Raw genomic sequence first — 23,795 nt, 5'->3', positions numbered from 1 at the left:
GCGCGGCGGATATGCTCGCGGCAACATGTCTGAAGCCCACGAGATCGTCTCCACCGTCCTCGAGAAGTACGCCGTCGAGCTCCTCGAGTTCCGGCGCGACCTCCACGCCCACCCCGAGCTGTCCTGGAGCGAGGCGCGCACCACGGAGAGGGTGGCCTCGCGACTGGAGCAGGCCGGGCTGCGCGTACGCCGCCTCCCGCGCAACGGCCTGATCGCCGAGGTGGGGGAGTCGGGTCGCGTGATCGCGCTGCGTGCCGACCTCGACGCACTGCCGGTCGACGACCGCACCGACGACCGCTGGCGCAGCACCGTGCCCGGAGTTGCCCACGCCTGCGGGCACGACGTGCACACCACCGCACTTGTCGGAGCCGGCCTGGCCCTGGCCGAGCTGGCCGACCGAGGGCTGCTCGCCGGCCGCGTGCGACTGCTGTTCCAGCCGGCAGAGGAGGTCATGCCCGGTGGCGCCCTGGAGATGCTGTCGCGCGACGCCCTGGCCGGGGTCGACCGCATCTTCTGCCTGCACTGCGACCCCACCGTCGATGTCGGCACCGTCGGGCTCCGCGAGGGCGCACTCACCGGCGCCGCCGACTCGCTCGACGTCCACCTGGTCGGCAAGGGCGGGCACACCTCGCGCCCCCACCTGACCGAGGACCTCACCTTCGCGCTCGGCAAGCTGGTCACCGAGCTGCCCGCCGTGCTGTCCCGTCGCCTCGACCCGAGGGCCGGGGTCAGCGTGGTCTGGGGCCTGATCCGTGCCGGCGCCACCCACAACGTGATCCCGGCGACCGGGCGGGTCGCCGGCACCGTGCGCATGCTCGACGCCGTCGCCTGGGCCGGCGCCGAGGAGCTGGTCCGCGAGCTGGTCGAACAGATCATCGCGCCGTACGGCGTCCGCGCCGAGACGGTCTACGTCCGGGGTGTCCCACCTGTGGTCAACGACCACGACTCGATCGGCGCCCTGGGCCGCTCCGTCGCGAACGTCCTGGGCCCCGAGGGCACGGTCCCGACCCTCCAGAGTCTGGGCGGTGAGGACTTCGGGTGGTATCTCGAGCACGTCCCGGGCGCCATGGGCCGACTCGGCACCCGGACGCCCGGCGGGCCGACGTACGACCTGCACCAGGGTGACCTGCGCGTCGATGAGCGCGCGATCGCGATCGGTGCGGCAGTGCTGGCCGGGGCCGCGCTCGAGTCGATCGGCTAGAGGTGCCCGGGCGCCGCTCCGATCCGCGGGAGCCCGATCGGTCACCGCGAGATAACAGTTCGGAGCGATTGACCTCATTTCTCGAGGCGGGGGCTTACTGTGACCCGGTGGCCCGGATCACAGGGGCCTAAACCGACCTCAGGAGGACCGCCGTGAAGAAGACGGCTCGCATTGCAGTGGCGTTGAGCATCGCCGCACTCGCCCTTTCCGGCTGTGGTGAGCGGCCGAGCGACGACAACGACACCAACGCTCAGGAGACTCCCAGTGCGAGCGACTCGGCGACCACACCCAAGGAGAGTCACCCCAACTTCAAGGCCTGCATGGTCTCGGACTCGGGCGGCTTCGACGACAAGTCCTTCAACCAGACCTCGCACGACGGTCTCGTGAAGGCCAAGACCGACTACGGCATCAAGACCGGTGAGGCCCAGTCGAAGGCCGACGCCGACTACGCGCCGAACCTCGAGAACCTGGCCAAGGAGGGATGCAACCACATCAGCACCGTGGGCTTCCTTCTCGGTGAGGCCACCGAGAAGGCCGCCAAGAAGCACCCCAAGATCGACTACTCGATCGTCGACTTCGGCTACGAGAAGCCCGCCAAGAACGTCAAGGGCCTCGGCTTCGCGACCGACCAGCCGGCCTACCTCGCCGGCTACCTGGCCGCCTCCCAGTCCGAGTCGCAGATCGTCGGCACCTTCGGTGGCGCCAAGATCCCGACCGTGACGATCTTCATGGACGGCTTCGTCAAGGGCGTCGAGAAGTACAACGAGGACAAGGGCGCCGACGTCAAGGTCGTCGGCTGGGACGTCGCCAAGCAGGACGGCTCCTTCACCAACGACTTCGAGAACCAGGCCAAGGGCCAGTCCCTGGCCGACGCCCTGATCCGCCAGGGCGCCGACATCGTCATGCCGGTCGCCGGCCCGGCCGGCCTCGGTGGACTGCAGGCGGTCAAGGCCGCCGGCAAGAAGGCGATCTGGGTCGACACCGACGGTTGTGTCTCGGCCGCCGAGTACTGCGACGTGCTGCTCAGCTCGGTCATGAAGGGCATGGACGTCGCCGTCGAGGACGCCATCAAGTCCTCCATCGACGGCACGTTCTCCAACGAGCCCTACATGGGCACGCTCGAGAACGGTGGCGTGGCGCTGGCGCCGTACCACGACTTCGACAGCTCGATCGACCAGGAGACCAAGGACGAGATCGACGCGCTGAAGGCACAGATCATCAGCGGGGAGATCACGATCAGCTGACGCTGGTCCGAACGAAGCAGTCGGGGCGGGAACCACGGTTCCCGCCCCGACGCGTCCCCCTCTATCCTTCGTACGACGACCGCCATCGCACAAGGGAGTGCCATGCAGTTGCAGATCCAGGGGCTGACCCGTCGTTTCGGTGACTTCGTCGCCAACGACGCGATCGACCTCACCATCGAGCCCGGTGAGATCCACTGTCTGCTCGGGGAGAACGGGGCCGGCAAGTCGACCCTGATGAACATGCTCTACGGACTCCTGGAACCCAGTGACGGCCAGATCCTGCTCGACGGCGAGCCGGTCACGTTCACCTCACCCAAGGACGCCATCAACGCCGGCATCGGGATGGTGCACCAGCACTTCATGCTGGTCCCCGTCTTCACGGTCGCCGAGAACGTCATGCTCGGACGCGAAGGTGGCCCGGTGCTCAACCGGGGCGCGGCAGCCAGGAAGGTGCGCGAGCTCTCCGAGCGCTACGGGCTCCACGTCGACCCCAAGGCGCGCGTCGAGGACATCCCGGTCGGCGTCCAGCAGCGCGTCGAGATCCTGAAGGCACTCGCCAACGACGCCAAGATCCTGATCCTCGACGAGCCCACGGCCGTGCTCACGCCGCAGGAGATCGACGAGCTCATGGAGATCATGCGCCAGCTGAAGGCACGCGGCACCTCCATCATCTTCATCACCCACAAGCTGCGCGAGGTCAAGGCCGTCGGCGACCGGATCAGCGTGATCCGCCGCGGCAAGTTGGTCGGCACCGCCGAGCCCACCGCCTCCGAGGCCGAGCTCGCCGAGATGATGGTCGGTCGCGCGGTCAAGCTCACCGTCGACAAGGACGCCCCCCACGTCGGAGCGCCCGTCCTCGAGGTCCGCAACCTCACCATCATCGACCCCCGCGGCCACGAGGTGGTCAAGAACGTCTCCCTCGAGGCACGCGCCGGCGAGGTGCTGGGCATCGCCGGCGTCCAGGGCAACGGTCAGACCGAGCTGATCAAGTCCCTGCTCGGCCTGGTCCGGCCCTCGGCCGGCGAGGTGATGCTCGACGGTGACGAGATCACCCGGCTCGGGCCGCGCCGCACCCTCGAGGCCGGCATCGGCTACATCCCCGAGGACCGCTCCCACGACGGCTACGTCGCCGAGTTCAGCGTGCGCGAGAACCTCGTCCTCGACCTCTACCGCTCCGACGAGTTCTCCAGCGGCCCGGCGCTCAAGCTGGCCGCGATCGAGGCCAACGCCGATCACCGCATCGAAGAGTTCGACATTCGCACCACCTCTCGCGAGACACCCGTGGGGTCACTCTCGGGCGGCAACCAGCAGAAGGTGGTCGTGGCCCGCGAGTTCTCGCGACCGCTCAAGGTGCTGATCGCCTCGCAGCCGACCCGCGGTGTCGACGTCGGCTCGATCGAGTTCATCCACAAACGCATCATCGCCGAGCGTGACAAGGGCACGGCGGTGATCATCATCTCCACCGAGCTCGACGAGATCTTCGCGCTCTCCGACCGCATCGCGGTGATGTACGACGGCCGCGTGGTCGACACGGTGAGCCCCGACATCCAGCGCGAGGAGATCGGTCTGCTGATGGCGGGTGGCACCAAGGACGCAGGCACCAACCAAGGAGGTGCCGCGTGAGCGGCAAGCGCCGGTTCCGTCTCGACGGCAAATGGGTCGACTCGGTGCTCACCACCGTGGCCGCGATCTTCCTGGCCCTGTTCATCGGTGCGGTGCTGATCGCGCTGAGCAACGAGGACGTCGTCGACTCGATGGGCTACTTCTTCGTCTATCCGTGGGACTTCTTCAGCCGGTCCTTCGACGTGGTCGGCCAGTCCTACGGCAAGTTGATCTCCGCCTCGCTCGGCTCCGGTGACGCCCTGGCCAACACCCTGAACCGCTCCGCGCCACTGATCTGCGCCGGCCTCGGTGTGTCCCTCGCCTTCCGCTCGGGACTCTTCAACATCGGTGCCCAGGGCCAGATCATCCTCGGCACCCTGGCCGCCAGCTACGTCGGCTTCACCTGGGACCTGCCCGGCCCGATCCTGCTGCTGGCCTCGGTCGCCGCGGGCATCCTGGCCGGCGCCTTCTGGGGCGCGATCGCCGGTTTCCTCAAGGCGGTCGCGGGCGCCCACGAGGTGATCAGCACGATCATGCTCAACCAGGTCGCGGCCCTCGGTGTGCTGGCCTACGCGTTGAGCGAGATGAAGGCGTTCCAGAAGCCGGGTGACACCCTCGGTCTGCCGCAGTCCCCGCCGGTCCCGGACAAGGCCGCCTTCCCCGAGCTGTTCGGCGTCCACCTGGGCGTGGTGCTGGCACTGGTCGCGGCCGCGATCGTGTGGTGGCTGCTCAACCGCAGCACGCTCGGCTTCGAGCTGCGCTCGGTCGGCTCGAACCCCGAGGCGTCGCGCACCGCCGGCATGAGCACCGCCAAGGTGTTCATCCTGACCATGGCGATCGCCGGTGCCCTCAGCGGGCTGGCGGCCTGCATGTTCATCAACGGCGACCAGGCCAGCAACAACGAGAGCCTGGTCGGGTCGGTCGGGTTCGATGCCATCACCGTGGCCCTCCTCGGTCGCGGAACACCGCTGGGCAGCGTGCTGGCCGGCTTCCTCTTCGGCGCCCTGGCCGTGGGCGGCGGCGCCATGCAGACCACCGACGCCGGCACCGCCCCCGAGGTGGTCCAGGTCATCCAGTCCCTGATCGTCCTGTTCGTCGCGGCGCCTGCCGCCGTGCGCTGGCTGGTCCGCCAACGCCGCAAGGAACCCACCAGCACCTTTGCCGCGAAGGGAGTCACCCCGTGAGCGCGCCCGCAGATGCACCCGTCGCCGCCACTGCACCCACCCGCCCGGTGCGCGACCGCGCCGACAAGCTCCGCCAGCTCAAGCTGGTGGTCACCTTCGGTCTGGTCACCGCACTCGTGCTGTGGATGGCCCTGAGCATCGACGACCCCAACGTGCTCTACCTCAACGCGCCTCTGCCCGACAAGGACCACCAGCCGGAGGCCTTCAACGGGCTGCGTCTGGTCTGGATCGCACTCGTGATCTGTGCCGCGGCCCTGGTCGCCGCGGTGGCCAACGTGATTCCACGCAACGCCTGGTCGGCGGTGATCTTCGGCGCCGTCGGGCTGGCCTTCTACATGGCCTTCACGATCTGGTACTACGCGGACCAGACCGGCGTCGTGGAGTCGTGGATCGTCAACCCGCTGCCCAGCACGCTCAAGTACTGCCCGCCCCTGGTGCTCGGCGCCCTGGCCGGCGTGATCTGTGAGCGCGCCGGCGTCATCAACATCGCCATCGAGGCGCAACTGCTGATGGGCGCGTTCTTCGGCTGGGTGATCGCCGCGATGGCCTACAGCAACGGCGCCGGACTGGTCGCCGCCGCCCTCGCGGGCGTGGTGGTGGCCCTGGTGCTCGGCCTGTTCTCGCTGCGCTACCACGTCGACCAGGTCGTGGTCGGCGTCGTGCTGATCGCGCTGGCGCTCGGTCTGACCACGTTCCTCAAGGGGCAGATTCCCACCCCGGAGGAGAACAAGGACCTGAGCACCCTGCTCAGCGACAGCCCCGACCCGCTGGCGCCGATCGAGATCCCCGGCCTGTCGAGCATCCCGGTGATCGGCCGGGCCCTGTTCAACCAGTCGATCCTGGTCTACATCGCGCTGCTCGCGCCGTTCGTGGTGTGGTTCCTGCTCTACCAGACCCGCTGGGGCCTGCGGGTCCGCGCCGTGGGTGAGCACCCCAAGGCCGCCGACACGGTGGGCATCCGGGTCAACCGGGTCCGCTGGCAGGCGATCACCCTGGGCGGTGCCCTGGCCGGTCTGGGCGGTGCCTTCTTCACGGTCGGCTCCTCCACGACCTTCAACGACAACGCCTCCAACGGGCAGGGCTTCATGGCCCTGGCCGCGGTGATCATGGGCCGGTGGCACCCCGTCGGTGCCACGATGGCGGCGCTCTTCTTCGCGCTGACCGCCGCGATGAAGGACGACTTCGGTCTGGTCACCAAGGTGCCCTCGCAGCTGATCGCGGTGGCGCCCTACCTCGCCACCCTGATCGCGGTCGCCGGCTTCGTGGGTCGGGTCCGCCCGCCCGCCGCCGACGGCGAGCCCTACGTGAAGGACTGACGTGCAGGTCGACTGGGACGCCCTGACCCGGGCCGCCACCGACGTCTCCGCGCGCGCCTACGCGCCGTACTCCAACTACCGGGTCGGCGCGGCCGCGCTGGTCGACGACGGTCGCACCGTGGTCGGCTGCAACGTCGAGAACGCGGCGTACGGCGTGGTCCTGTGCGCCGAATGCGGCCTGGTCAGCTCGCTGCACGCCACCGGTGGCGGGCGGTTGACCCACTTCGTGTGCGTCAACGGGAGTGGCGAGGTGATCATGCCGTGCGGCCGTTGCCGCCAGCTGCTCTTCGAGAACGGCGGGCGCGAGCTGCTTCTGCTGACCGTGTCCGGCGTACGCCGTATGGACGAGGTGCTGCCCGACCCGTTCGGACCCGATGACCTGATGAAGGAGAGCCAGTGAGCCAGCACGACGCCGTCGAGGTGATCACCGCCAAGCGCGACGGTCATGAGCTCACCGACAGCCAGATCGACTGGGTGATCGCCAACTACACCGACGGTGTGGTGGCCGACGAGCAGATGTCGGCGCTGGCCATGGCGATCCTGCTCAACGGCATGAACCGCCGCGAGATCGCCCGCTGGACCGGCGCGATGATCGCGTCGGGGGAGCGGATGGACTTCTCCTCCCTCTCCCGTCCGACCTCCGACAAGCACTCGACCGGGGGCGTGGGCGACAAGATCACGTTGCCGCTGGCCCCGTTGGTCGCGGCCTGCGGGGTCGCCGTGCCGCAGCTGTCCGGGCGCGGACTGGGGCACACCGGCGGCACCCTCGACAAGCTCGAGGCGATACCGGGCTGGCGGGCGTCGCTGAGCAACGACGAGATGCTAGCCCAGCTCGAGGGCATCGGCGCGGTCATCTGCGCAGCCGGCACCGGGCTGGCGCCGGCCGACAAGAAGCTCTATGCCCTGCGCGACGTCACCGGCACCGTCGAGGCGATCCCGTTGATCGCCTCGTCGATCATGAGCAAGAAGATCGCCGAGGGCACCGGCTCGCTGGTGCTCGACGTCAAGGTCGGCACCGGCGCGTTCATGAAGGACGAGGCCAGGGCCCGCGAGCTGGCCGAGACCATGGTGGGCCTCGGCAAGGACGCCGGCGTGCACACGGTCGCCCTGCTCACCGACATGTCCACCCCGCTCGGGTTCACCGCCGGCAACGCGATCGAGGTCGCCGAGTCCGTGGAGGTGCTGGCCGGTGGCGGCCCCGCCGACGTGGTCGAGCTGACGCTCGCACTCGCGCGGGAGATGCTGGCCGGCGCCGGTGTCACCGACGTCGACCCGGCCGACAAGCTGGCCGACGGCTCCGCGATGGATGCCTGGAAGGCGATGATCCGGGCCCAGGACGGCGACCCCGACGCCCCGATGGCCACCGCCCGGGAATCACACGTGGTGAACGCGCCGAGCACCGGCGTGCTCACCCGGCTCGACGCGATGGGGGTCGGGCTGGCGTCCTGGCGGCTCGGTGCCGGGCGCGCCACCCTCGGTGATGCCGTGCAGGACGGGGCCGGTGTCGTCTGGCACGCCCGCCCCGGCGACGAGGTCACCCAGGGGCAGCCGCTGTTCACGTTGCTCACCGACGAGCCCGAGCGCTTCGACCGTGCCCTCGCCTCACTCGAGGGGGGCTACGACATCGGCGACGGTGCGAGATTCGACGCGCAGCCGCTGGTGATCGACCGCATCGCCTGACCTCGCTCTGTCCCGTGCAACGCGGTGTCACGGTCGCTGCACATGTCTCGTGCCACGGTGGAAGCGTCCGCAGCACCGCGCGAGGGCCGACGAACGGCGGGGGTCAGGGCAGCAGGAGTACGACGGTCTCGGCGACGCAGGCGGGCTTCTCCTCGCCCTCGATCTCGATGGTGTGACGCACCGTCAGCTGCTTGCCCTTGGGGATGTCGATGACGTCGGCGATCGCGACGTGCGAGCGGATCCGCTTGCCGACCTTGAGCGGGTTCGGGAAGCGCACCTTGTTCACCCCGTAGTTCAGCTTGGCGCCCGGGGTCTGCAGGGTGAAGATCTGGCTGCCCAGCCACGGGATCAGGGACAGGGTCAGGTAGCCGTGGGCGATGGTGCCGCCGAATGGCCCGTCCTTGGCGCGCTCCAGGTCGACGTGGATCCACTGGTGGTCACCGGTGGCGTCGGCGAAGTCGTTGACTCGTCGTTGGTCGACGGTCAGCCATTCGCTGGTGCCGAGGTCGGTACCGGCGGCCGCGGTCAGTTCGTCGAAGGTGGTGAAGACGCGCATGGTGGCTCCTCGGGGTGCGGGGTCACGGTGACAGCACGAACGTACCGCTTGCAGGGGGGTTTCATCGAGGGTGGTGCAAGGATGGCGCCATGTCGACTGAGCCCACACCCACGCCCCCCACGGCCGACCAGGTACGGCGTGCGCCGAAGGTCCTGCTGCACGACCACCTCGACGGTGGCGTGCGCCCGCAGACGGTCGCAGAGCTGGCCCACGAGATCGGCCACGAGCTGCCGGTGGACGACGACTCGCACCTCGGGCAGTGGTTTGTGGAGGCCGCGGACTCCGGCTCCCTGGTGCGCTATCTCGAGACCTTCGACCACACCGTCGCGGTGATGCAGACCGGGGCCTCTCTGGAGCGGATCGCCCGCGAGTGCGTCGAGGACCTGGCCGCCGACGGCGTCGTCCACGCCGAGATCCGCTATGCCCCTGAGCAGCACCTCGAGGGCGGGCTGACCCTCGACGAGGTGGTGGCCGCGGTTCACGACGGGTTCGCCGCCGGGATGGAGCAGGCCGGCGGGCGGATCGTCGTACGCCAGCTGCTGACCGCGATGCGCCACCAGGCTCGTTCCCGCGAGATCGCCGAGCTCGCGGTGGACTGGCGTGACCGGGGTGTGGCCGGCTTCGACATCGCCGGCGCCGAGGACGGCTTCCCGCCCACCCGTCACCTCGACGCGTTCGAGTACCTCCAGCGCGAGAACGCGCACTTCACCATCCACGCCGGCGAGGCGTTCGGGCTGCCGTCGATCTGGCAGGCGATCCAGTGGTGCGGCGCGGACCGTCTCGGTCACGGCGTGCGCCTCATCGATGACATCACCGTGCACGACGACGGCACCGTCGAGCTGGGGCGCCTGGCCGCCTACGTGCGCGACATGCGGATCCCGTTGGAGATGTGCCCGTGGTCGAACATCCAGACCGGCGCGGCCGCGTCCATCGAGGAGCACCCGATCGGCCTGCTCACCAAGCTGCGGTTCCGGGTCACGGTCAACACCGACAACCGGTTGATGAGCGGCACGTCGATGACGCGCGAGATGCACTCGCTGGTGGAGGCCTTCGGCTACGACCTGCGCGATCTCCAGTGGTTCACGATCAACGCGATGAAGTCGGCGTTCCTGCCCTTCGACGAACGACTGGCGATCATCGACGACGTGATCAAGCCGGGCTACGCCGCGCTGGTTGCCGAGTCGGAGTCGGGGAGCACGACGAACCAGGGGTGAGACCACCCGGCCAGGTCCAGGTCGCCGGAGTGGAACGCCTCCGCGTCCACGGTCCGACGCCGGCCACCCGAGGGCTCGTAGACCGTGAGGTCCGAGTCCAGGACCAGCACCACGTGGCGCGGCAGCCAGCGGTTGCCGACGAACAGTGGGACGACGTGCCCGTTGCCGGTGGCCGCACGGATCTCGGCCAGGGCCGTCGTACGCCGCCAGGGCAGGACCGGCGCGGGTCGGTAGACCGTGCCGGGCACCCCGGATGACCCGGTCATCTGGTTGGCCACCGCCCACGGTGGCGTGCCCAACGCACGCGGCCAGGGCAGCTGCAGACGCCCCAGGACGTCGACGCTGCTCGTCGTACGCCGGTGCATGGCCAGCGTCTCGTCGCGGAACGCCTGCACCGAATCGACCCGTTCGCGGTAGCGCGCGTCGTTGATCATCCGGGCCACCACCAGCACGGCGGCGCCGCAGGTCTGCTGGTTGGGTTGGCGGAGCGGCTCGGACCAGAGGCTCATGACGTCGCGTTCTCCCGCATGCGCTCGATGTCGTGGAAGGCCTGCTCGGGCGTCGTGCGACGACAGCCCTTGGCGACGGCGTCGGCGACCACGACCCGTTGGTTGCGCATCAACGCCAGGCCGCGCCGAACCAGCACCAGCGGGGGCTTGCGGCGCTCGCGCAGGTCACGAGTCAGGCGACGCCAGAACGTCACGACCGGGCGCTGGGTCACGCAGTACGCCGCGGCGAGGAGCCCGGCCTCCTCGCAGGCCGCCACGATGTCCTGGGCGAAGATGCCCTCCGCGACGAACAGGGGCGAGCCGTCGAGGTGCACGACGTGCGAGCCGCACCGACCATTCCGCGCAATCTCATAGACGGGGACTTCGGCGTACCCGCTGGTGCAGAGCTCGCTCAGGGTGGCGAGCGCGTCGTCCGGCAGCCAGGAGTCCGGGTGGTCCCAGTCGACCAGGCCGGCGTTGGCTCCCTCGGTGAGCCGGGGAAGGGTCGGGTCGCTGCCGTCCTTGTAGAAGTCGTCGAGGCGCAGCACCGGCAACCCCGTGCGTTCGGCGAGTCGGGACTTGCCGGCACCCGAGGGCCCGGCCAGGACGATCACACGCGATTGCACGGGGTCATTGTGCACCCAGGGGCACGGACGGCATTTCCTGGACGCCGGTTCGTGCATTAATCTCACCGCGGGGAGTGGGCGCAGGCACTGCGCAATGGGAGGGCGTCATGAGTACAGGTCTGCACACGCGAGAGCGGGAGCCGACGGACCGTAGGCCACTGTGGATCGGGCTGATCGTCCTGGCGCTGCTCCTGGTCGCGGTGATGGTGTGGCGGGGCGTCACAGACTCCGGCGAGGAAGCCGGATGCGACGACGGGGTGGCCAAGGCACGGCTGGCCGCCTCGCCCGACATCGCACCAGCGCTGGAGCAGGTGGCCCGAGGTCTGGCCGAGGAGTCGCCGTGCGTCTCCCTCGCCGTCGAGACCGTGCCCGCCGACGAGGTGGTCAACCAGCTGACCGCCGGCTCCGGAGACGCGCCCGACCTGTGGGTGCCGGACTCCGACGTGTGGGCACGCCAGCTCGCGGAGAACGGCGTCTCGGCCGAGACCGTGATGCCCGCGATCGCGGCAAGCCCCGTCGTCCTGGTCGGCGGTCCCGCTGCGGATGCGCCGGAGTCGTGGCTCGTGGCAGCGTCCTCGGGCCTGCTGGCGATGCAGAACCCGCTCGAGTCCACACCATCGGCGCTGGCGCTGGTGGCCGTCCGCGCGGAGCGCGAGAAGTCGGGGGCGAGCGTCGGGCAGTTGACGTCGGGTCTGGTCTCCGCGGCCCAGCACTACGGCGAGGGCGAGACCGACAGGTCATCCGCAGAGGCGCTGTCTGCGCTCACGGCATCGTCCAAGCGCGTCGTCCCGGTGTCCGAGCAGCAGTTCCTCCAGGCACTTCTCGAGAACCGCAGCCTCTCGGCGATGGTGCCCGCGACGGGCCCGCTGATGCAGCGCTACCCCCTGCTGGGCCTGCCCGGGCGGTCGGAGGAGTCGGGTGCCGTGCTCGCCCAGTTCGTCGACTTCCTGCAACGTCCCCAGGGCAGCACCCTTCTGACGGACCACGGCTTCCGTCCCGCCGACGAGACGCCTCTTCCCGGAGAGCGGGGTGTCGGCGCCGTCGATGCGCTGAAGGCTCCCTCGGCTGAGGACGTCGAGGAGGATCTCCGGTCCTGGCAGGTGCTGGCCGTGCCCTCGAGCATGCTCGTCGTCCTGGACGCCTCCGGGTCCATGGACTTCGAGACCGGATCCGGAACCCGCATGCAGCTCGCCGCCGATGCCGCGAAGCGTGCGCTCGGGGCATTCCCGGGCAACGCGCGCATCGGCATGTGGCTGTTCTCGGTCGACCAGGGCGGACCCGGCGTCGACCATCGTGTGATGGAGCCCCTCCGACGTCTCGACGCCACGACCGGCGCCGGCACCCAGCGGGAGGCACTCGGCGGCGCGATCAACGAGGCCCTGGGCCTGACCCAGGGCGGGACAGGGCTGTACGACACGACCCTGGCCGCCTACCGCAACGCGATGAAGCACTACGACGACGACTACTTCAACTCGGTCGTGCTGATGACCGACGGGGCCAACGACGACCCCGGCTCGATCGCGCTGACCGACCTGCTCACGACGTTGCGCGCGGAGGTCGACGCGGCCAAGCCCGTGCGCATCATCGCGATCGGCATCTCGAAGGACGCCGACATGGGTGCGTTGAAGAAGATCGCCGCGGCCACCGGCGGCCAGGCCTTCGCGGCACGCGACCCCCGCGGCATCATCCAGGTGATGTCGCAGGCGTTGCTGGCTCGCTGAGCTCGCCCGTGGGGGAGCCTCAGATGCCGATGGGGTGCCAGACGGTCTTGGTCTCGAGAACGCCGGTCATCCGATCGGTGCCGGGGTCCAGTGACCAGTCGGGCTCGGCCGACGGCGCTCGGCGTACCCGCTTGAGGTTCTCGGCCGAGGCCTCCTCGAGGGACTTCGCCAGGTCGGCGTCGCCGGCCACCCCGGTGAGGTCGATCGCGTTGACGTCCATGTGCGAGGCCAGCCACGGACCGGTGGTCGCCGCAGAGCCGGTGAGCACGTTGATCACGCCACCGGGTACGTCGGAAGTGGCCAGCACCTCGGCGAACGTCACCGCCGGCAGGGGACGCTCGTAGGACGAGGTCACCACGACGGTGTTGCCGACCACGATGGCCGGTGCCACGACGCTGACCAGACCCAGCAGGCTGGACTCCTGGGGCGCGAAGACCGCCACGACGCCGGTCGGCTCGGGGGTGGAGAGGTTGAAGAACGGCCCCGCGACCGGGTTGGCGCCGCCGACCACCTGGGTGATCTTGTCGGCCCAGCCGGCGTACCAGACCAGCCGGTCGATGGCCTCGTCGACGACCTTGTTGGCCTGCGCGGCGGTGCGGCCCTCGGACTTCTGGACGGCGTCGACGAACTGCGGGCGACGGTCCTCCATCACCTCGGCGATGCGGTAGACGATCTGCGCCCGGTTGTACGCCGTACGCCCGGCCCAGCCCGGAAACGCCTTGCGGGCGGCCTGGACCGCGTCGCGGGCGTCCTTGCGGGAGGCCAGGGATGCGTTGGCCATGAACTTCCCCTTCGCGTCGTTCACGACGTACGAGTAGCCGGACTCCGAGCGCGGGAACGCGCCGCCGATGTAGAGCTTGTAGGTCTTGCGGACGTCGATGCGAGCCATCAGTTCGTTCCCTTCAAGTAGCCCTCGAGGCCGTGGCGGCCACCCTCGCGGCCGTAGCCGGATTCCTTGTAGCCACCGAACGGGCTGGTCGGGTCGAACTTGTTGAACGTGTTGGCCCACACCACGCCGGCGCGCAGCTGGTTGGCCATCCAGAGGATGCGCGAGCCCTTGTCGGTCCACACGCCGGCGGAGAGGCCGTAGGGCGTGTTGTTGGCCTTCTCGACCGCCTCGGCGGGGGTGCGGAAGGTCAGCACGGACAGCACCGGGCCGAAGATCTCCTCGCGGGCGATGCGGTGGGCCTGGGTGACACCGGTGAACAGCGTCGGCGGGAACCAGAAGCCGGTGCTGGGCAGGTCGCAGGGCGGCGACCAGCGGCCGGCGCCCTCCTCCTCGCCGATCGCGGATAGCTGCTTGATGCGCGCCAGCTGCTCAGCGCTGTTGATGGCACCGACATCGGTGTTCTTGTCGAGCGGGTCGCCCACGCGCAGCGTGGCCATCCGCCTCTTGAGCCGCTCGAGCACCTCCTCGGCGATGCTCTCCTGCACGAGGAGCCGGCTGCCGGCGCAGCAGACGTGGCCCTGGTTGAAGAAGATGCCGTTGACGATGCCCTCGACGGCCTGGTCGATCGGTGCGTCGTCGAAGACGATGTTGGCGGCCTTGCCGCCGAGCTCGAGGGTGACCTTCTTGTTCGTGCCGGCCACGGCCTTGGCGATCGCGCGGCCGACGTCGGTGGAGCCGGTGAAGGCAACCTTGTCGACGTCGTCATGACCGACCAGGAAGTGGCCGGTGTCACCGGCGCCGGTGACGATGTTGACCACACCGGGCGGGAGGTCGGCCTGCTGGCAGATCTCGGCGAACAGCAGCGCGGTCAGCGGCGTGGTCTCGGCCGGCTTGAGCACCACGGTGTTGCCGGCGGCCAGTGCGGGAGCGATCTTCCAGGCCAGCATCAGCAGCGGGAAGTTCCACGGGATGACCTGGGCGGCGACACCGAGGCTCTGGGTGCCGTAGCCGGAGTACTCCAGCTTGTCGGCCCAGCCGGCGTAGTAGAAGAAGTGCGCCGCGGCGACGGGGACGTCGACGTCGCGGGACTCCTTGATCGGCTTGCCGTTGTCGATCGACTCGAGTACGGCGATCTCGCGGCCACGCTCCTGCATGATGCGGGCAATGCGGTAGAGGTACTTCGCGCGTTCCTTGCCGGGCATCCGACCCCACACGCGTGAGTGCGCGCGACGGGCGGCCTTGACCGCGGTGTCGATGTCGGCCTCACTGGCCTCGGCGATCTCGGCGAGCACCTCCTCGGTGGCCGGGTTGATCGTCTTGAAGCTGGTGCCGCCGCCGTCGACGAACTCGCCGTTGATGAACAGACCGTAGGACGGCTTGATGTCAACGATCGCACGCGACTCGGGGGCCGGCGCGTAGTCGAAGACGGGCTTCGCGGTGGTCGAGCCTGTCGAGACCTTCTGCTTTGCCATGTCTGCCTCAGTCCAGCGTGAAGTAGTCGGGGCCGGAGTAGCGACCGGTGGTCATCTTGGTGCGCTGCATCAGCAGGTCGTTGAGCAGCGTGGAGGCGCCGAAGCGGAACCAGTCCGGATCCAGCCAGTCGGGTCCGGCGACCTCGTTGACCATCACGAGGTACTTGATCGCGTCCTTGCTGGTGCGGATGCCGCCGGCCGGCTTCACGCCGATCATCTGACCGGTGGCCTCGCGGAAGTCACGCACCGCCTCGAGCATGATCATCGTGACCGGGAGGGTGGCGGCGGGCTGCACCTTGCCGGTGGAGGTCTTGATGAAGTGGCCCCCGGCCATCATCGCCAGCCACGACGCGCGTCGTACGTTGTCGTAGGTCTGCAGCTCTCCGGTCTCGAAGATCACCTTGAGGTGGGCCGGGCCGCAGGCTTCCTTGACGGCCACGATCTCGTCGTACACCTCGAGGTAGCGGCCGGAGAGGAAGGCGCCACGGTCGATGACCATGTCGATCTCGTCGGCGCCGGCCTCGACGGCGTCACGGGTGTCGGCCAGCTTGATGTCGAGGGCGGCGCGCCCGCTCGGGAACGCGGTGGCCACGGCGGCCACGTTCACGCCGCTGGTGCCGAGCGTCTCCTTGGCGATGCCGACCATGTCGGGGTAGACGCACACTGCTGCCGTGGCCGGGCAGGTCGGGTCGGCCGGGTCGGGGCGCATGGCCTTGTTGGCCAGCGCGCGGACCTTGCCGTGGGTGTCCTGCCCCTCGAGGGTGGTCAGGTCGACCATCCGGATGGCGAGGTCGATCGCGTAGTCCTTGGCCGTGGTCTTGATCGAGCGGGTGCCGAGGGCGGTGGCACGGGCTTCGGCGCCAACCTGGTCGACTCCGGGCAGACCGTGCAGGAACCGTCGCAGCGCACTCTCCGACGAGGTGACATCGGAGAAGCTGTTCCCGGCTGCACTCGACGCTGAGGCAGTGGTGGTGGGAGTGGTCGTCACGTGCCCAGCATAGGGTTGTTCCGGTGGGAGTCGGCAATCACTTGGAGAGTTCGATGGGCGAAGCGCCAACCCGGAAGTTCGAGGCGAACAACGGGCGCGGCACGGGCTGGTTCACGATGGCCATCGCTGCCGTCGTGATCGTTGTTCTGTTCATCGACGGGGTGAGCTCCGGCGACGTGACTGCGGTGGTTGTCATCGCCCTCGTGATGTCGCTGATCTGGGCCGTCATGCTGCGGCCCTCGCTGATTCATCGTGGTGACGACCTGGTGCTCCGGCAGACGTTCAGCGACGTCGTGATCCCTTTGGCGAACGTCAAGAAGGTCACGATCCGTCAGTTCATGGCCGTGACCACCACCGGCCGCACCTACCATTCCTCGGTGTTGACCCGTTCTCGCCGCCAGGTGGCCAACCGCGACGGGGGCAGGATCACGCCTGACCCGATCAAGGACTACACCGACCTGGTGGAGCAGCAGATCAACCAGCTGGCCGAGGACGCCTCCGCGAAGAGGCTGCCCGAGGGACGCGTCGTCCGGCGGCTGGCCTGGCCGGAGATCGGGCTGGTCGCCGTGCTCGCCCTGGCCTCGATCGTCCTCCTCGTGGTGTGAGGGGCACCCCGCAGCTCACCAGCGCGTTGATCGGTGTCACCCGGTGACACCACATCGCGCGCCAGTCCAGGCGCGGTGTGGTCAGATGCCGGCGGCTTCCTTGATGCCGTTGCGGAGCGCGCCCAGGCGGCCCGAGGCGACGATGCGTGCGGCGTCCACGGCGTCTCTGACAGCCTCAGGGCTGTCCGCGGACTCGACGGGTACGACGACCTCGAGGTAGCACTTGATCTTCGGCTCGGTGCCGCTCGGCCGGACGATCACCCGGGCACCGTCGGCCAGGTGGTAGCGCAGCCCGTCAGTCGGCGACAACGCTGCCGAGCCCAGGCTGAGGTCGTCGTACGACTCGACGGCCAGATCGCCGAGCGAGGTCGGGGGGTTGCTGCGCAGCCGTTCCATCGCGACGCCGATCTCGGCGAGGTCGGAGACCCGGGCCGACAGCTGGTCGGTGGCGTGCAGCCCGTGTCGCACCGCGATGTCGTCGAGCAGATCGGTCAGGGTGCGTCCCTCGGCCTTGGCCCGCGCCGCGATCTCGCAGAGCAGCAGCAGTGCGGAGACGCCGTCCTTGTCCTTCACCTGTGCCGGGTCGACGCAGTAGCCCAGCGCCTCCTCGTAGCCGAACGCGAGACCCTCCAGCCGCCCGATCCACTTGAAGCCGGTCAGGGTCTCGGCGTACTCCTGGCCGGCGGCCGCGGCGAGCTTGCCGAGCAGCGAGGACGACACGATCGAGCAGGCATACACGCCCTGCTTGCCCGAACCCAGCAGGTGGTCGCCGAGCAGGGCGCCGACCTCGTCACCGCGCAGCATCCGCCAGCCGTGGGGTCCTGGCACGGCGGCCGCACAGCGGTCGGCGTCGGGGTCGTTGGCGACCACCAGATCGGCATCGACCTCGGTGCCGAGGTCCATGGCGAGGTCCATGGCGCCGGGTTCCTCGGGGTTCGGGAAGGCAACGGTGGAGAACTCGGGGTCGGGCTCCTGCTGCTCGCTGACCACGGAGGGTGCGGTGAACCCGGCCGCGCGCAGCACCGAGAGCACCGAACTGTTGCCGACGCCGTGGAGCGGGGTGTAGACGAGCCTCAGGTCTGCCCGGCGCGGGTCTGGACCGGGGTCGATCACGTGACCCACGGACGCCAGGTAGTCGCGCACGATCGTGTCGTCCAGTTGCTCACCCGGGGCGCCCCGGGGGACGTCGGTCAGTGCGCCGACGGCGGCAATGCGCTCGGCGATCTCGACGTCCGCGGGGGGCACGATCTGGCTGCCGTCGCCGAGGTAGACCTTGTAGCCGTTGTCCTGGGGTGGGTTGTGGCTGGCGGTCACCATGACGCCGGCGACACAGCCCAGCTTGCGGATCGCGAAGGCCAGCAGGGGAGTGGGCAGCTGGCCGGGCAGCAGCAGCGCGCGCAGGCCCGCGCCCGTCATCACCTCGGCCGTGTCGCGTGCGAAGACGTCGGAGTTGTGGCGGGCGTCGTACCCGATCACCACGGCGTCGTCGGCTCCGACGACGTTGGCCTTGAGGTACGCCGCCAGCCCGGCTGCGGCCCGGATCACCACGATCCGGTTCATCCGGTTCGGCCCGGCACCGAGGGCACCGCGCAGGCCGGCGGTTCCGAACTCGAGGGTTCCGGAGAAGCGATCGGCGAGGTCGGCCGCGGCCGAGGTGTCACCGGACCCGACGGCCGAGATCACCTGCTCCAGCTCGGCACGGGTGACGGCGTCGGGATCCTCGGCGGCCCATGCGCGGGCCTGCTCCAGCAGCTGTTCGCTCATGGGAGCGAGGTTAGGCCATCGGTCGGCCGGGCCTGCTCAGACGCGACCGCAGCTCAACGGCGCGCGCGGGGACCGAAGACCGGCGCCACCTTCTTGAACGCGGCCTTGCGGGCCTTGGCGGTGTTGGAGGTGGCCAGCAGGAAGATCTGCTCGGCCCGTTCCCGGGCGAAGGTGCGCCGAGCGCTGTCGGTGGCGGACCGGTTGAACAGGCGCTTCGCCGCAGCCAGCGCGTCGGGGGACTTGCCGGCCAGCTCGCGGGCGAAGTCCTCGGCCGCGGTCACCGGGTCGGCGGCCAGCTCGGTGACCAGGCCGAGGTCGTGTGCCTCCTTGCCGTTGACCGTCTGGGCGGTCATGGTCAGGCGCTTGGCGGTGTCGACACCCACGAGCTCCGAGAGCGAACGCACCCCGGACATGTCGGGGATCAGGCCCCAACGGCCCTCGAGCACCGACCACTGCGAGTCAGGGGTGGCGAACCGGAAGTCGGCGGCCAGGGCGATCTGGATGCCGCCGCCGTAGCAGTGCCCGTGCACCGCGGCGATCACCGGAACCGGCAGGCGACGCCAGGCCCAGCAGGCCTCCTGGAACTTGTTCGTGCCCAGGAACGGGTTCGGCACGAAGGCGCGGAGGATGCCGGTCGGCTTCTTCAGCACGGAGGCGAAGTCGAGCCCGGCGCAGAACGAGTCGCCGTGCCCGGAGATGACCACCGCGCGCAGGGTGCGGTCACGGCGCAGCTCGCGGGCGGTCCCGATCAGCTCGTCGAGGGTCTGCAGTGTGAGCGCGTTCAGCTTGTCGGCACGATTGAGTCGCACGTGGGCGATGCCGTCGGAGACGGAGCAGGTCACCAAGTCGGTCGCGGAGTCAGGCATGCCCCCAAGGCTAGACGGGTCTGAGCCGCTCTTGGGGCGTCATGGTCATGATGGAGACGTGATCCCCGACCCATTGGACATCGACGCGCCGGTCGCGGTGCTGATCGACGAGCTGGCCGGCCACCTCGGCGTCACGGAGACCGTGACGCTGGCGTGCGACCTCCTCGGGGGCGCCGATCCGGCGCTCCACCAGCAGGAGATCGTCTACCTCACCGGCCATGGCGCGGAGCACACACATGAGGGGTGGGCCGACCACTGGCCGCGGGTGTGGGCCGCGCGCGCGTTGCTCCACGTCTGGGAGGACCGTGCGGCTCCGGCGGTGATCGCCGGGCTGAGTGACGGCTCGTGGCGGGTGGCCGAGATGTGCCTGAAGGTCTCGAGTCGTCGTGAGCTCCCGCAGGCCGGTGACGCCGCGGTCTCGCTCGCGCACCACGATCTGTCGCGGGTGCGCGCGCAGGCCGTCAGGTTCCTGGGTCTGGCGGGGGACACCGAGCATGTCGAGGCCGTACGCCGTGCCGAGGAGGACCCCGACCACGCCGTACGACGAGCCGCGGTGCGGGCGCTGGACCGGATGGCGATCCGACTCGACCTGGTGGACCCGTGAGCCGGCGGTTCAGGTTCAGCGGCGAGTGGCTGATCGGCCGCCAGAGTCGGGTGCTGCGCGACCGGCTGGTCGACCTCGAGCACTACCCCGACTGGTGGCCGGAGGTTCGCGCAGTGGCCAGTCTCGGCCCCGATGATGCCTGGGTCGTGGTGCGCTCGCGGCTGCCCTACGACCTCGACCTGCGCCTGCATGCCGTCCATCGCCGCAACGACCTGCTCGAGACCAGCATCGACGGAGATCTGACCGGCTGGGTGCGCTGGCGTCTCGACGAGCTCGACCCCGCGACGACGCGCCTCACGTTCGAGCAGGAGGTCGAGGTCGCCGGGCGACTGCTCGGTCTGGCCGCGGTCGTCGTACGGCCGGTGCTGGTGTGGAACCACGAGCGGATGATGCGCTCGGCCGTGGCCTCGCTCAGGAGGCCGTGATCCAGGCCAGCACCTGATGACCGATCGGCGTCGGTTCCTCGTCGGCGTCGAGGAGCGTCTCGTAACCGTGCCCGACGGGCGCCTCGACGAACTTCTTGCGTCGAGCCGGTGACAGCTTCACCGCCCGGCGCAGCTCGGTCGCACTGGTGCTGGAGTCGTCCGTCGCCGCGATCGCAAGGAACGGCACCGTGATCGTGCGCGCGGCCCGGGTCACGGACGGCACGTCGGCCCACTCGACCGGTCCGGACACGTCGACGATGCCGTCGGCCCCCGCCTCCTGGCCTGCTCCGGCGACCAGACTGCCGCCCATGGAGGCACCCACCAGGGTGACCCGGCCACCGTGCACCGCGGCCCGAGCACGGTCGAGGGCCAACCGAAGCTGCCCCACCACGTCGTGCGTGAACGTGTCCGTGCACGTCGACTCGCCGTAGTCGCAGACGTCGAGGACGACGACGCGTACGCCGTTCTCGGCCGCCCAGCTCGCATAGGGCAGCCAGCCGCACAGGCCGTCGGCATTGGTCTGGTGCACGAAGACCGCGGCGGTCGTGCCGGAGCCGAAGGTGGCCGCCGGCAGCCTGCTGCCGTCGGGGGCCTCGAGACTGAGCCGCTTCAGGCCCGGGACGTCGATGAGGCACCGCTTCGCCAGGCCCGTTCGTTCCGGCGTCGTCGACGTCGCGGAGGAGGCCGACGCGGTGGGCTGGGCGGTCCGCTCGCTCTCGGCCTCGTCGTCGCTGCCCGCGCCGCAGCCGGCGAGGAGCGCGGTGGCGATGATCACTGGGGCCAGGAACGCTGAGTGCATCAGACGCATGCCGGTCAGGGTACGCCGATCGGGTCGGCGCCGGCCGATGCCGAAACTGGTTCCGGCGACACCGACACCGAGGCCGAGTGACGACGCGCTGACCACCCAGCTGGAAGCCGTCGTCAGGTCGAGACGATCAGGCCGCGGACGAAGGCGGCCTGCCCGACGTGCTGGGCACAGTCGTCGGCCACGCTGACCAGGCGCACACCGAGGGTGACCGGCGGGTCCCAGCGCGTGTCGACGACGCGGTCCAGATCGTCGTCGACCAGCCCCTCGACGTACCCGACGGTCTGCGCATGCACCGCCGAGAGGTACGCCGCCAGCAGGTCGGCGTCGGCCCGGACCGACGCGACCTGTTCGGCGCCGTGACCGTATCCGGTGTCCTCGGGTGGCAGCGCCAGTCCGAAGCGGCTGACGAAGTCCTGGGCGGTCCACACCTGGTCGAGGCCGGCCACGTCGGCGACGTGGTCGTCCTGCACGCGGGTGAGGTGCCAGATCAGCCAGGCGATGGAGTTGGCCTGGGCGGCGGGCCTGTGGGCCAGCTGCTCCTCGGTCAGTCCTTCGACGACGGCCAGGCCGCCCTCGTGGGAACGGGCGATGGCATCGATCAGCAGGTCTGCGGTGTTCATGCGACGCTCCTCCTCGGGTCCGGTCTCATCGATTCACGCTGCTCATGTCGAGGTACCGGTCACCGGCCACGGCGTCGCGCGGCACCGCCGCCGAGAGAGCGGTCAGGTCGTCGTCGCCGAGCTCGACGGCGGCGGCGCCGACGTTCTCCTCCAAGTAGGGGATCCGCTTGGTGCCGGGGATCGGCACGACGTCCTGACCCTGGGCAAGCACCCAGGCCAGGGCCAGCTGCCCGGGGGTCACCTCGAGGCGCTGGGCGATGGCGACGACGCGCTCGACCAGGCTCAGGTTGCTCCGCAGCGCCTCGCCCTCGAACCGGGGGAAACGGCCCTCCTTGCGTGAGTCGCCGGCCTCGAGGGACTCGGCCGTGACCGCTCCGGTGAGGATGCCGCGACCCAGGGGCGAGTACGGGACCAGCCCGATGCCGAGCTCGCGCAGTGTCGGCAGGATCTCGTCCTCGACGTCGCGGGTGAACAGGGAGTACTCGCTCTGCAGTGCGGTGATCGGGTGCACGGCATGGGCACGACGGATGGTGTCGGCGGCGGCCTCCGAGAGACCGAGGTGGCGTACCTTGCCCTCGGCGACGAGCTCGGCCATCGCGCCGACGGTCTCCTCGATCGGCACGGTCGGGTCGACGCGGTGCTGGTAGTAGAGGTCGATGTGGTCGACCCCGAGCCGGTGCAGCGAGGCGTGACAGGCCTCGCGGACGTATTCAGGGGTGCCGTTGATGCGGACCCACGAACCGTCGGGGTTGCGCTGGTTGCCGAACTTGGTGGCCAGTTGTACGTCGTCACGACGGTCGCGGATGGCTTGCCCGACCAGGTGCTCGTTGGTGAACGGGCCGTACATGTCAGCGGTGTCGAGGAAGGTGACACCCAGGTCGAGGGCGCGGTGGATGGTCTTGATGCCCTGCCCTTCGGACGCCGTGCCGTAGAACTCCGACATCCCCATGCAGCCGAGCCCGAGGGCGGAGACGGTCAGCGGTTCCTTCGATCCGAGAGTGCGGGTCTGGAGCGGTGTTGTGGTCATGCCTCCAGTCAACTCCGCCGCGCAAGCTCATTCCACCGGTTGGCTCCGGGAGAGGCACTGCGCGCCTGCCTCCCGCCCCGGGGTCTCACCTGCGGTCGAGTGCGGGCCGGTAGAACTGCTCGAGGGCGAACGGGCCGCCGACGTGGGCGGCCTCGGCATCGTCCTCCGGTCGGCCCGCAATGCGGTCGGCCCAGTGCTCCGCATCGTCCTGCGGCTCGTAGCCCAGCGCGCGACCCGGTGCCAGGTCCCACCAGGCCCGGGTGTTGGCCGAGATGCCGTAGAGCACGGCGAACCCGGGAGCCGTGGCGGTGAGTGCGGCCTCGACCATGCGGACGCCGTCGTCGTGGGAGAGCCAGGTGGACAGGTTGCGCACCGTGGTGGGCTCGGGCAGGAAGGAGCCGATGCGGCAGGCCACTGCGTCGATCCCGTAGCGGTCGGCGTACAGATGGAGCAGGGCCTCGGCGGCTACCTTGCCGACGCCGTAGAACGTGTCAGGTCGGGGGAGGGCGTCGTCGGAGACCAGGTCGCGGCGGGGCGTGCGTCCGACGGCGTGGTTGGACGAGGCGTAGACGATGCGGTCGACCTGGTGGGCCAGCATCGCGTCGAGCAGGGCGGCGGTGGTCACCACGTGCGAGGTCAGCGAGTCGGTCAGGCCGGCCTCGTCGGGGTGCCCGGCCAGATGGACGACGGCATCCAACGGCTGCGCGGCGAACGCATCGAGGACGGCGTCCGGGTCGGCACAGTCGGCGGTGTGCCAGGCACCCTCGAACCCGTCGGGCGCGGGCAGGCGGTCGAGGCCGACGATCTCATGGCCGCGGTCGATGAGCCCGAGGGTGACGACCTGGCCGATGCTGCCGGCGGCGCCGGTGAGGAGGACCTTCATGCAACGACCCTA

General features: G+C 69.8%; 24 protein-coding genes. 12 read left to right on the top strand and 12 right to left on the bottom strand.

Going from position 1 to position 23,795, the window contains the following annotated elements:
* Positions 1 to 25: 25 nt before the first annotated feature.
* The 7 genes from NJ4_RS12530 to NJ4_RS12500 all read left to right on the top strand — a co-directional run bounded on the left by NJ4_RS12530 (position 26) and on the right by NJ4_RS12500 (position 8,227).
* Complete coding sequence (locus NJ4_RS12530) at positions 26 to 1,201, top strand: amidohydrolase (RefSeq protein WP_067435325.1); 1,176 nt, start codon at positions 26 to 28, stop codon at positions 1,199 to 1,201.
* Between the two features lie 152 nt (positions 1,202 to 1,353).
* Positions 1,354 to 2,445 (top strand): BMP family lipoprotein, encoded by a 1,092-nt coding sequence (locus tag NJ4_RS12525; RefSeq protein WP_067435322.1) that lies wholly within the window; start codon positions 1,354 to 1,356, stop codon positions 2,443 to 2,445.
* Positions 2,446 to 2,508: 63 nt separating this feature from the next.
* The gene (locus NJ4_RS12520; protein WP_407668059.1) at positions 2,509 to 4,068 is read left to right on the top strand and encodes an ABC transporter ATP-binding protein; all 1,560 of its coding nucleotides are present in this window, start codon (positions 2,509 to 2,511) and stop codon (positions 4,066 to 4,068) included.
* On the top strand, positions 4,065 to 5,231 hold the full coding sequence (locus tag NJ4_RS12515; protein WP_067435314.1) for an ABC transporter permease: 1,167 nt from the start codon (positions 4,065 to 4,067) through the stop codon (positions 5,229 to 5,231). The genes NJ4_RS12520 and NJ4_RS12515 overlap by 4 nt, the downstream gene beginning before the upstream one ends.
* Positions 5,228 to 6,547, top strand: coding sequence for an ABC transporter permease (locus NJ4_RS12510; protein WP_067435311.1), 1,320 nt, complete (start codon positions 5,228 to 5,230; stop codon positions 6,545 to 6,547). Before NJ4_RS12515 ends, NJ4_RS12510 begins: the two co-directional genes overlap by 4 nt.
* A gap of 1 nt (position 6,548) precedes the next feature.
* A complete protein-coding gene (locus tag NJ4_RS12505; RefSeq protein ID WP_067435308.1) occupies positions 6,549 to 6,947 on the top strand; it encodes a cytidine deaminase in 399 nt (132 codons plus the stop codon).
* A complete protein-coding gene (locus NJ4_RS12500) occupies positions 6,944 to 8,227 on the top strand; it encodes a thymidine phosphorylase (protein ID WP_067435305.1) in 1,284 nt (427 codons plus the stop codon). The genes NJ4_RS12505 and NJ4_RS12500 overlap by 4 nt, the downstream gene beginning before the upstream one ends.
* Positions 8,228 to 8,330: 103 nt before the next feature.
* Here the strand turns inward: NJ4_RS12500 and NJ4_RS12495 are convergent, their stop codons facing one another.
* On the bottom strand, positions 8,331 to 8,783 hold the full coding sequence (locus NJ4_RS12495; RefSeq protein ID WP_067435301.1) for a MaoC family dehydratase: 453 nt from the start codon (positions 8,781 to 8,783) through the stop codon (positions 8,331 to 8,333).
* Between the two features lie 89 nt (positions 8,784 to 8,872).
* On the opposite strand from NJ4_RS12495, the gene NJ4_RS12490 reads away from it, so the two are divergent.
* Positions 8,873 to 9,997 carry an adenosine deaminase gene (locus tag NJ4_RS12490; RefSeq protein ID WP_067435298.1) on the top strand — a complete coding sequence of 375 codons (1,125 nt, stop codon included), beginning with the start codon at positions 8,873 to 8,875 and terminating at the stop codon, positions 9,995 to 9,997.
* Here the strand turns inward: NJ4_RS12490 and NJ4_RS12485 are convergent.
* Positions 9,943 to 10,506 carry a hypothetical protein gene (locus NJ4_RS12485; RefSeq protein ID WP_067435295.1) on the bottom strand — a complete coding sequence of 188 codons (564 nt, stop codon included), beginning with the start codon at positions 10,504 to 10,506 and terminating at the stop codon, positions 9,943 to 9,945. The two genes, NJ4_RS12490 and NJ4_RS12485, sit on opposite strands and share 55 nt — an antisense overlap.
* Positions 10,503 to 11,111, bottom strand: coding sequence for an ATP-binding protein (locus NJ4_RS12480; protein ID WP_067435291.1), 609 nt, complete (start codon positions 11,109 to 11,111; stop codon positions 10,503 to 10,505). The genes NJ4_RS12485 and NJ4_RS12480 overlap by 4 nt, the downstream gene beginning before the upstream one ends.
* A gap of 107 nt (positions 11,112 to 11,218) precedes the next feature.
* Here NJ4_RS12480 and NJ4_RS12475 point away from each other — a divergent pair, with 107 nt between their 5' ends.
* Positions 11,219 to 12,832, top strand: a complete 1,614-nt coding sequence (locus tag NJ4_RS12475; RefSeq protein ID WP_067435288.1) for a substrate-binding domain-containing protein — start codon at positions 11,219 to 11,221, stop codon at positions 12,830 to 12,832.
* 19 nt (positions 12,833 to 12,851) lie between these two features.
* Here the strand turns inward: NJ4_RS12475 and NJ4_RS12470 are convergent, their stop codons facing one another.
* From NJ4_RS12470 to deoC, 3 genes are read right to left on the bottom strand one after another with little or no spacing between them, the layout of a single operon-like run.
* A complete protein-coding gene (locus tag NJ4_RS12470) occupies positions 12,852 to 13,721 on the bottom strand; it encodes an aldehyde dehydrogenase family protein (protein WP_067435285.1) in 870 nt (289 codons plus the stop codon).
* Positions 13,721 to 15,193 carry an aldehyde dehydrogenase family protein gene (locus NJ4_RS12465; protein WP_067435282.1) on the bottom strand — a complete coding sequence of 491 codons (1,473 nt, stop codon included), beginning with the start codon at positions 15,191 to 15,193 and terminating at the stop codon, positions 13,721 to 13,723. The genes NJ4_RS12470 and NJ4_RS12465 overlap by 1 nt, the downstream gene beginning before the upstream one ends.
* A gap of 7 nt (positions 15,194 to 15,200) precedes the next feature.
* On the bottom strand, positions 15,201 to 16,181 hold the full coding sequence (gene deoC / locus NJ4_RS12460; RefSeq protein WP_067435279.1) for a deoxyribose-phosphate aldolase: 981 nt from the start codon (positions 16,179 to 16,181) through the stop codon (positions 15,201 to 15,203).
* A gap of 53 nt (positions 16,182 to 16,234) precedes the next feature.
* Here deoC and NJ4_RS12455 point away from each other — a divergent pair, with 53 nt between their 5' ends.
* Positions 16,235 to 16,786 (top strand): hypothetical protein, encoded by a 552-nt coding sequence (locus NJ4_RS12455; RefSeq protein WP_067435276.1) that lies wholly within the window; start codon positions 16,235 to 16,237, stop codon positions 16,784 to 16,786.
* Between the two features lie 81 nt (positions 16,787 to 16,867).
* Here the strand turns inward: NJ4_RS12455 and NJ4_RS12450 are convergent, their stop codons facing one another.
* Together NJ4_RS12450 and NJ4_RS12445 are read right to left on the bottom strand one after the other, a co-directional pair.
* Entirely contained in the window at positions 16,868 to 18,550 is a 1,683-nt protein-coding gene (locus NJ4_RS12450) for a phospho-sugar mutase (protein ID WP_067435273.1), read from the bottom strand.
* Between the two features lie 53 nt (positions 18,551 to 18,603).
* Positions 18,604 to 19,416: a crotonase/enoyl-CoA hydratase family protein gene (locus tag NJ4_RS12445; protein WP_067435270.1), complete on the bottom strand. Its 813-nt coding sequence runs from the start codon at positions 19,414 to 19,416 to the stop codon at positions 18,604 to 18,606.
* A 58-nt stretch (positions 19,417 to 19,474) separates the two neighbouring features.
* Between NJ4_RS12445 and NJ4_RS12440 the strand changes: the two genes are divergently transcribed.
* Both NJ4_RS12440 and NJ4_RS12435 read left to right on the top strand, forming a co-directional pair.
* A complete protein-coding gene (locus NJ4_RS12440) occupies positions 19,475 to 20,020 on the top strand; it encodes a HEAT repeat domain-containing protein (RefSeq protein WP_067435267.1) in 546 nt (181 codons plus the stop codon).
* A complete protein-coding gene (locus NJ4_RS12435; protein ID WP_067435264.1) occupies positions 20,017 to 20,445 on the top strand; it encodes an SRPBCC family protein in 429 nt (142 codons plus the stop codon). Before NJ4_RS12440 ends, NJ4_RS12435 begins: the two co-directional genes overlap by 4 nt.
* Here the strand turns inward: NJ4_RS12435 and NJ4_RS12430 are convergent.
* The 4 genes from NJ4_RS12430 to NJ4_RS12415 all read right to left on the bottom strand — a co-directional run bounded on the left by NJ4_RS12430 (position 20,432) and on the right by NJ4_RS12415 (position 23,783).
* Positions 20,432 to 21,253, bottom strand: a complete 822-nt coding sequence (locus NJ4_RS12430) for an alpha/beta hydrolase (RefSeq protein ID WP_157551112.1) — start codon at positions 21,251 to 21,253, stop codon at positions 20,432 to 20,434. The two genes, NJ4_RS12435 and NJ4_RS12430, sit on opposite strands and share 14 nt — an antisense overlap.
* Positions 21,254 to 21,366: 113 nt before the next feature.
* The gene (locus NJ4_RS12425) at positions 21,367 to 21,873 is read right to left on the bottom strand and encodes a mycothiol transferase (RefSeq protein ID WP_067435258.1); all 507 of its coding nucleotides are present in this window, start codon (positions 21,871 to 21,873) and stop codon (positions 21,367 to 21,369) included.
* Positions 21,874 to 21,898: 25 nt separating this feature from the next.
* Positions 21,899 to 22,900 carry an aldo/keto reductase gene (locus NJ4_RS12420; protein WP_067435254.1) on the bottom strand — a complete coding sequence of 334 codons (1,002 nt, stop codon included), beginning with the start codon at positions 22,898 to 22,900 and terminating at the stop codon, positions 21,899 to 21,901.
* Between the two features lie 85 nt (positions 22,901 to 22,985).
* A complete protein-coding gene (locus tag NJ4_RS12415; RefSeq protein WP_067435251.1) occupies positions 22,986 to 23,783 on the bottom strand; it encodes an NAD-dependent epimerase/dehydratase family protein in 798 nt (265 codons plus the stop codon).
* Between the last annotated feature and the right edge of the window lie 12 nt (positions 23,784 to 23,795).

The sequence above is a fragment of the Nocardioides jensenii JCM 1364 = NBRC 14755 genome, assembly GCF_001552535.1.
In the GTDB taxonomy this organism is placed as follows: Bacteria; Actinomycetota; Actinomycetes; order Propionibacteriales; family Nocardioidaceae; genus Nocardioides; species Nocardioides jensenii.
Note: the sequence above shows the minus strand (reverse complement) of the source record. Positions and strands in the feature narration are given on the sequence as shown.